The sequence below is a fragment of the Myroides odoratus genome, assembly GCF_965118575.1.
Classification (GTDB): Bacteria; Bacteroidota; Bacteroidia; order Flavobacteriales; family Flavobacteriaceae; genus Flavobacterium; species Flavobacterium odoratum_B.
The window spans coordinates 57,866-64,367 of sequence record NZ_CBCPHW010000019.1; the positions used below are offsets into that span (position 1 = coordinate 57,866).

Consider the following 6,502-nt stretch of genomic DNA (forward strand, 5'->3'; position numbering starts at 1 on the left):
CTATTTTAGCGTTGCTTTAGCTTAATTTTTATAGGGTTGAATCTTTCCATTTAAAATTACAGTATCAATGAGATTACTAGCAAAGGCATAGGGTATTTCATAGAAGGAATGCAAAGGTTTGGTAATAATAATACTCGCTTTTTTACCTTTGGTGATGCTTCCATGTGTTGTTCCAACTCCCATGGCATAGGCACCATTAATTGTAGCCGCATTAATAGCCTCTTCAGGTGTTAATTTCATTTTGATACACGCAGTTGCTACAACAAAATTCATATTGCCTGAAGGCGTTGTGCCTGGGTTTGAATCAGAAGCCAAAGCAAGAGGTAATCCAGCGGCTAACATCTTTTTTGCGGGGGTATAAGGAATTGAAATGAAATAAGAACACGTAGGCAATGCCACAGGCATGGTACGGCTGTTTTTTAATACCTCAATATCTTCATCTGTAACAATTTCTAGGTGATCTACAGAAAGTGCATTGTGTTTGACGCAGGCAGCAATCCCACCAATTGCAGTAAATTGATTCACGTGGATTTTTGCGCGTAAACCATATTTTTTACCCACTTCTAAGATGCGTTCAGTTTCTTCAACAGAAAAGTAGCCTGTCTCTAAAAAAGCATCAATATAATCTGCTAAATTTTCACGGGCAATTGCTGGAATCATTTCATTGACAATTAAATCAATATATCCCGTGTGATTGTCTTTGTATTCACTCGGAAAAGCATGGGCTCCCAAAAAAGTAGCCTTAATGGCAATGGGATAATTTTTTTTGAGACGCTGGATGACACGCAACATTTTTAATTCAGACTCAACCGTTAAACCATAGCCCGATTTAATCTCAACAGCCCCTGTTCCTTGAGCAATTATTTCTTCTAAGCGAATTTTAGATTGTTGATACAATTCCTCTTCACTTGTTTCTTGTAGTTTTTTGGCAGAATTAAGGATTCCGCCTCCGCGATTAAAAATCTCTTCATAACTCAATCCATTAATGCGATCGACGAATTCCAACGTTCTATTACCAGCATAAACCAAATGAGTATGGCTGTCAACCCAAGTTGGTAATACAACACAACCTTGTGCATCAATAACTTGATTGATATTTTGATCTTCCGCTGGACAATCTTCCATTTTGCCATAAGCCAAGATAGTCTCATCTTCTATAAGTAGAAAAGCATCATCAATTTTAGGTAATAGTTTCATGTCCGCTCCCGAAATCATCTCAAGGTGCTCGGCTCTAGTTTGTAGTAATTCTTGTATGTTTTTGATTAAAATCTTCATCCTAAGTATTTAATTTTTTTGTAGCTATAAAAGTACATTTTAAAAATGTTATATCTTTAAACAAATTTACTAATGTGAAACGAGTTAAATATAGTAAAATAAGAAAACTTCAACCCAATACATTGGAATATTCGGGTTCTTTTCCGGATGTACCCATCTCTATGCAGTTATTTATTTATACAGAAGATCATTTTGAAGAGTATAATGATTTAAGTTTAAAAGAGATAGAGGAAGTGTTGAGAAATTCAAGTCCAAATGCCATCAAATGGTTCAACTTGCACGGACTACATGATATTGAACTACTTCAAGAAATTGGAGAATTCTTTCAGATTCAATCCTACATAATGGCAGAGATCCTCAATTTCGGTAGAAGAACGCGTGTAGAGGATTTAGATGATACCTTATTTTTTAGTTTAAAAGCCTTATTGCCCTATCAGGATTTGCAGGGAAATGCAGCTATAGAACAGATTAGTTTTATATTACAACCTAATTTGCTTTTGTCTTTTCAAGAAAAAAGAGGTGATTTTTTTCATATTATTAGGGATAGAATTCGCATGAAAATTGGGCAAGTACGCAAAAGAGATACCAGCTATTTGTTGTATCTATTGATAGACTCTTTAATGGATAGTTTCTTTATTACTTTGGATGTTGTTGAGGATAATGTAGAGCAAATTTTATTAGATGCTAGAATCAAGTATCGCAAAGAAATCTTAGTAGCGATTGAAGAATATACCCAAGAATTGCATGATGTAAAGCGCGCCGTGATGCCGATGCGAGAAATTTTGAATAATGTGCGAACCTTGCATGACAAGAAAACGTCACATAAAATTATCAGTCAAGAGAGTTTAGTTTTTTATGATCGATTACAATATAAAAATATTGAAATTCTAGATCAAATCGAATATAATTTAAACAAACTCGATAGTGCAACCAATTATTACTTCTCTTCACAGAGTAATCGAATGAATGAGATTATGAAGGTATTGACTATTGTATCCGTCATTTTTATACCACTTACTTTTATTGTAGGTGTCTATGGAATGAATTTTGAAAATATGCCCGAATTAAAAATGGAGAATGGTTATTTTATTACCTTAGTTAGTATGTGTATGCTAGTATTAGTTATGGTCGCTTATTTTAAATGGAAAAGATGGTTCTAAACTAAAGTTGATAAAAGACAAAAGCCCAACGATTTTCGTTGGGCTTTTGCATAGGAAACAACATATAACTTAGATAAAGTTCTAAAAACTTTATATAGTTCGATTTTTGTACTACAAAAGAAGTAGAATTAGATGGAATCTTTATCCCGCTTCAGCTTGTGGATTTCTTTCTTGAACAAATTTAGATAACCTTCTTTAGTTGAACTAATTTATTCTCTTAAAAAGTAATTAAAGATATGGTAAATGTTACTGAGAATAGTTAAAAATAGTAAGCCTTTTGTTTGTAATTGTTGGGATATTTGTTTCAAAAACACGATTTTATAAAAAATAATTTAATTATTAACAATAATGATTTTTGTATGAATGAAAAATATGATAAATAAATACATAACACTTATTTATGCTAAAAAAAGAAGGGTAGCAGTAATGGACGTAGATTAGCTAGTATTCGTAGAGAAAATCAACGGTTTTTTAAAGAATTTAAATCCATGGCTTGAGGAGAATTGGGTTATAAAAATTAAATTTGAGTATTCATTTAAAAAAGGGATAGGAGATTCTAAAAATGATTTAAATATCATAAAATTAAAGCAATAGATAACCTTAATTTCATTTAATGAAATATATAATTAAAATGTATTCTATTTTTAATTATATTTGATTTGTTTATGTTAAAACTGGATAGAAACAAATAAAAGTTTCTGTTTTTAGTCAAAAAAAGAGTAGTATGAAAAAAATGTATTTTTTAGTTTGGGGACTATCTTTGATGGGAACTCAGTATTTTTATGCCCAAAGTATTCATGGAAAATTTTATAATAAGGAAAATAACCAAGTTATAGAAGAGGCTAGGGTTGCTTTTTATAATGCGAAAGAGCAAAAAATAATAGAGATGATGGTGGATCAAGATGGAGCTTATGAAATTACAAGCAAAAATGCAGGTGAGGTTCAAAAAATTGTTGGAATGGCAACGGGTTTCAATTCGGCAGAGGTTGTGGTGCACAATATTTTAGATGATTTAGAAATTAATTTTAATTTGACTAAAGAAATAAATGCCGCTATAAAAGCAAAAGGAGGCGATGATTCTACTTCGAAACAATTGACGTTATCGGCTTCAAATGCCAGAGAGGTGTTGCCTTTTTATATTCAATATGATTTTAATAGCTCTTATTTTACAGAGGATAATAGGGTGAAGGCGAATGAATTATTGCGTTATATGCAAGCAAATCCATCTAATAAAGTAGTCGTTCGATCGTATGTAGAAACGAGAAGTAACGCCCATTACAATGCTTGGTTATCAGAGAGAAGAGCGCAGCGTGTTATCAATTTCTTGTTTGAAAATGGAATTGATTCCAATCGATTGATAAAAGATGTAGTTCACTTATCTCAAAATGCAACAAGTAGAGAGGGAACTACGGGTACAGCTAAAGATTTTAGAAGATGTGATTTTCTTATCTTATAAAAAGTAAAACCGATGCTTAGCATCGGTTTTTTTTGTATTTCATTTTATTTAGCAAGTAAAAAATAAGTGGTTATGTTGGAGTTTTTCTTACTTTTGATACCTAAATAACAACACAACTATGGAATTAAAGTATCAAGGAAAAACAAAGGATGTATATCGCTTGGCAAATCAACAAGTACTCCTAAAATTTAAAGACGATGTAACTGGCACGGATGGTGTTTTTGATCCAGGTGCTAATACAGTAGGTTTAACTATTGAGGGAGCTGGCAAAAGTGGCTTAAAGATGACGAAGTATTTCTTTGAATTAGCAAATGCCAAAAATATTCCAACCCATTATGTTTCTGCAGATTTAGAGGACGTCTCTATGATTGTAAAAGAAGCAGTTCCATTCGGTAAGGGGTTAGAAGTAATTTGTAGATATCGCGCAGTAGGTAGTTTTTTCAAAAGATATACAGATTATTGTATCGAAGGACAAGCTTTAGATAGTTTTGTTGAAATTACAATCAAAGATGATGAAAAAGGGGATCCTGTAATCTCCGAAGATGCTTTAGCTATGTTGGGTATTCTATCTCACGAAGAATACAATACCCTGAAAGAATTAACAAAGACAATCTGTTGGATGGTTAAAGAGGAATTAGCCAAAAAACAATTAGAACTTTATGATATCAAGTTAGAATTTGGTAGAGATAAGGTGACGAATGAAATTATTTTAATTGATGAAATTTCAGGTGGAAATATGAGAGTTTATCAAGAGGGAAAATATGTAGCTCCGTTAGATTTAGAGAAACTTTTTTTAAGTCACGTATAATATAAAAACAAAAGGAGAAGCCGAGGCTTCTCCTTTTGTTTTTATATTACTTTCTTCTCTACATAATCTGAATTCATTAAACGTAGAATTCCCATATAATCCATATGAAAAGGGATTGTATCGCCCACTTTTAATTTTTCAGGATTGGAATCTAAGTCGATGACCATCATATCTGAACTGGACCCCACCAATTGATGATTGGAATTAAGCGGAAAGAAATGTTCCATATCGATATCCAATAGACCTAAATCTATAATAGCTCTAAATTTGGTTACATGTTCCCATTCAGGATTAAATTCAATTTTTTCACCTGTCATATTAATCCCTGTTTCGCCACTAGGCATCATTGGTTTTTCATGCAATTCAATGATTTCTGCATGTAACTTGAAAACATATTGTTCATAATTTTCATATTTACTTCCGTCATACGCATTTGTTCCCATAAATAAAGTTTCACCAATTCGAAAGTGATTAATCGCTTTGGGTAACTGATGGTTGATTATTAGAGGGATAGTCACAGATGCCCCACCCGAAATAAAAGGTAATTTTTTATTGAATTTTAATTCTAGAACTTCTTTATATAAACTCAATTGAATTAACTTGTCATTATTTGGTAAAATACCATACATGCAGGTTAGATTCGTTCCTAAACCAATAATTTCAATATTGGGTAAACTAAAAACTTTTTCATAGAAAGAAATCAAATCTTCTCTCAAAACACCTTCTCTTAGTTCGCCTAGCTCCACCATAATAACAATGCGGTGCAATTTGTTTTGTTTTACTGCTTCTTGGGATAAAAGCTTAATTGTTTCTAACTCGGTATTAAAACTAATATCAGCAAAAGCTACAATTTCACTTATACTCCCATTGGGAGCCGGTTTAATGTAAATAGTCTCAATATTGGGATCAATTTGTTTGATGCTCTTTAGATTTGATACTCGAGAATCACAAATTTGTTTGGGTTTTAATTCCAATACTTGTTCTAGAAAAAGCGTATTGCCGCACAGCAATTTTCCAACAACTGCCCAAGTAATATTTTCAGATTCAAATAACGTTTGGAGCTGTGTAAAATTGTGCTTTAATTTTTTCTTGTTTAAGGTTATAAAAGCCATTATTTGTTTTTTAATCTCATTTCTATATACTTCTTCTCAAATCCTTTGCGTTCGTATAAGTGTTGAGCAGGGTTGTTAAAATCAACGTGTAAAGCAATTGATCCTTGGAGTTCTTCTTTGAGATAGTCTATCAATTTACCGCCAATTCCTTGGCCTCTTTGGTTTTGATCTGTAGCAATATAAACTAAAATATGTTCAGGAATGAATCCTTGCATTAAGGTATTTAGAACAACTGTCATACCTACGATTTGTTGATCTACTTTAGCAATTAGAAGTATTCCTCCGGGTTTACCATCGATTCCAAGGGCATAATTTATCGCTTTTGCAATATCTTCCTTTGCATCACCATATTGTTCGAGGTGTTGAAAAAGAAAGTCTACATAGTGATCTACTTGCGCTTGATTGACGGAACTTTCTGAATTCTTTTTTTCTATTTGAATCATAATTAAGGGTTTTACAACTACTGTAAGCATACTAAGATAAAAACCAAATAAACTATAGTACATCAGCGATAAAAAAATACTGATAAACAGAATTTGCGTGAAATAAATGCAAAAATAAGTAGAGAATTTGTAGGTGTACTTTGGTACAAAATACAATAGTTGAAAATTGTAAATAAAATGCTTAAAGGATAAAAGTACAAAAAAGGAGCGCTTTATACAAATAATTTAGAATTAAAATGATTTTTTTA

General features: G+C 32.1%; 6 protein-coding genes. 3 read left to right on the top strand and 3 right to left on the bottom strand.

What is annotated here, in order from left to right; all coding sequences use genetic code 11:
* Positions 1-21: 21 nt before the first annotated feature.
* Positions 22-1,275: an imidazolonepropionase gene (gene hutI, locus ACMHJ2_RS14740; protein WP_413513632.1), complete on the bottom strand. Its 1,254-nt coding sequence runs from the start codon at positions 1,273-1,275 to the stop codon at positions 22-24.
* A 74-nt stretch (positions 1,276-1,349) separates the two neighbouring features.
* Between hutI and corA the strand changes: the two genes are divergently transcribed.
* From corA to ACMHJ2_RS14755, 3 genes are all read left to right on the top strand, one after another.
* On the top strand, positions 1,350-2,435 hold the full coding sequence (gene corA / locus ACMHJ2_RS14745; RefSeq protein WP_413513633.1) for a magnesium/cobalt transporter CorA: 1,086 nt from the start codon (positions 1,350-1,352) through the stop codon (positions 2,433-2,435).
* A gap of 724 nt (positions 2,436-3,159) precedes the next feature.
* On the top strand, positions 3,160-3,891 hold the full coding sequence (locus ACMHJ2_RS14750; protein ID WP_413513634.1) for an OmpA family protein: 732 nt from the start codon (positions 3,160-3,162) through the stop codon (positions 3,889-3,891).
* Positions 3,892-4,009: 118 nt separating this feature from the next.
* Positions 4,010-4,699, top strand: coding sequence for a phosphoribosylaminoimidazolesuccinocarboxamide synthase (locus ACMHJ2_RS14755; RefSeq protein WP_413513635.1), 690 nt, complete (start codon positions 4,010-4,012; stop codon positions 4,697-4,699).
* 41 nt (positions 4,700-4,740) lie between these two features.
* On the opposite strand, the gene ACMHJ2_RS14760 is transcribed toward ACMHJ2_RS14755, so the two are convergent.
* A complete protein-coding gene (locus tag ACMHJ2_RS14760) occupies positions 4,741-5,811 on the bottom strand; it encodes an alanine racemase (protein WP_413513636.1) in 1,071 nt (356 codons plus the stop codon).
* Entirely contained in the window at positions 5,811-6,254 is a 444-nt protein-coding gene (locus ACMHJ2_RS14765; protein ID WP_413513637.1) for a GNAT family N-acetyltransferase, read from the bottom strand. The genes ACMHJ2_RS14760 and ACMHJ2_RS14765 overlap by 1 nt, the downstream gene beginning before the upstream one ends.
* Positions 6,255-6,502: the final 248 nt, after the last annotated feature.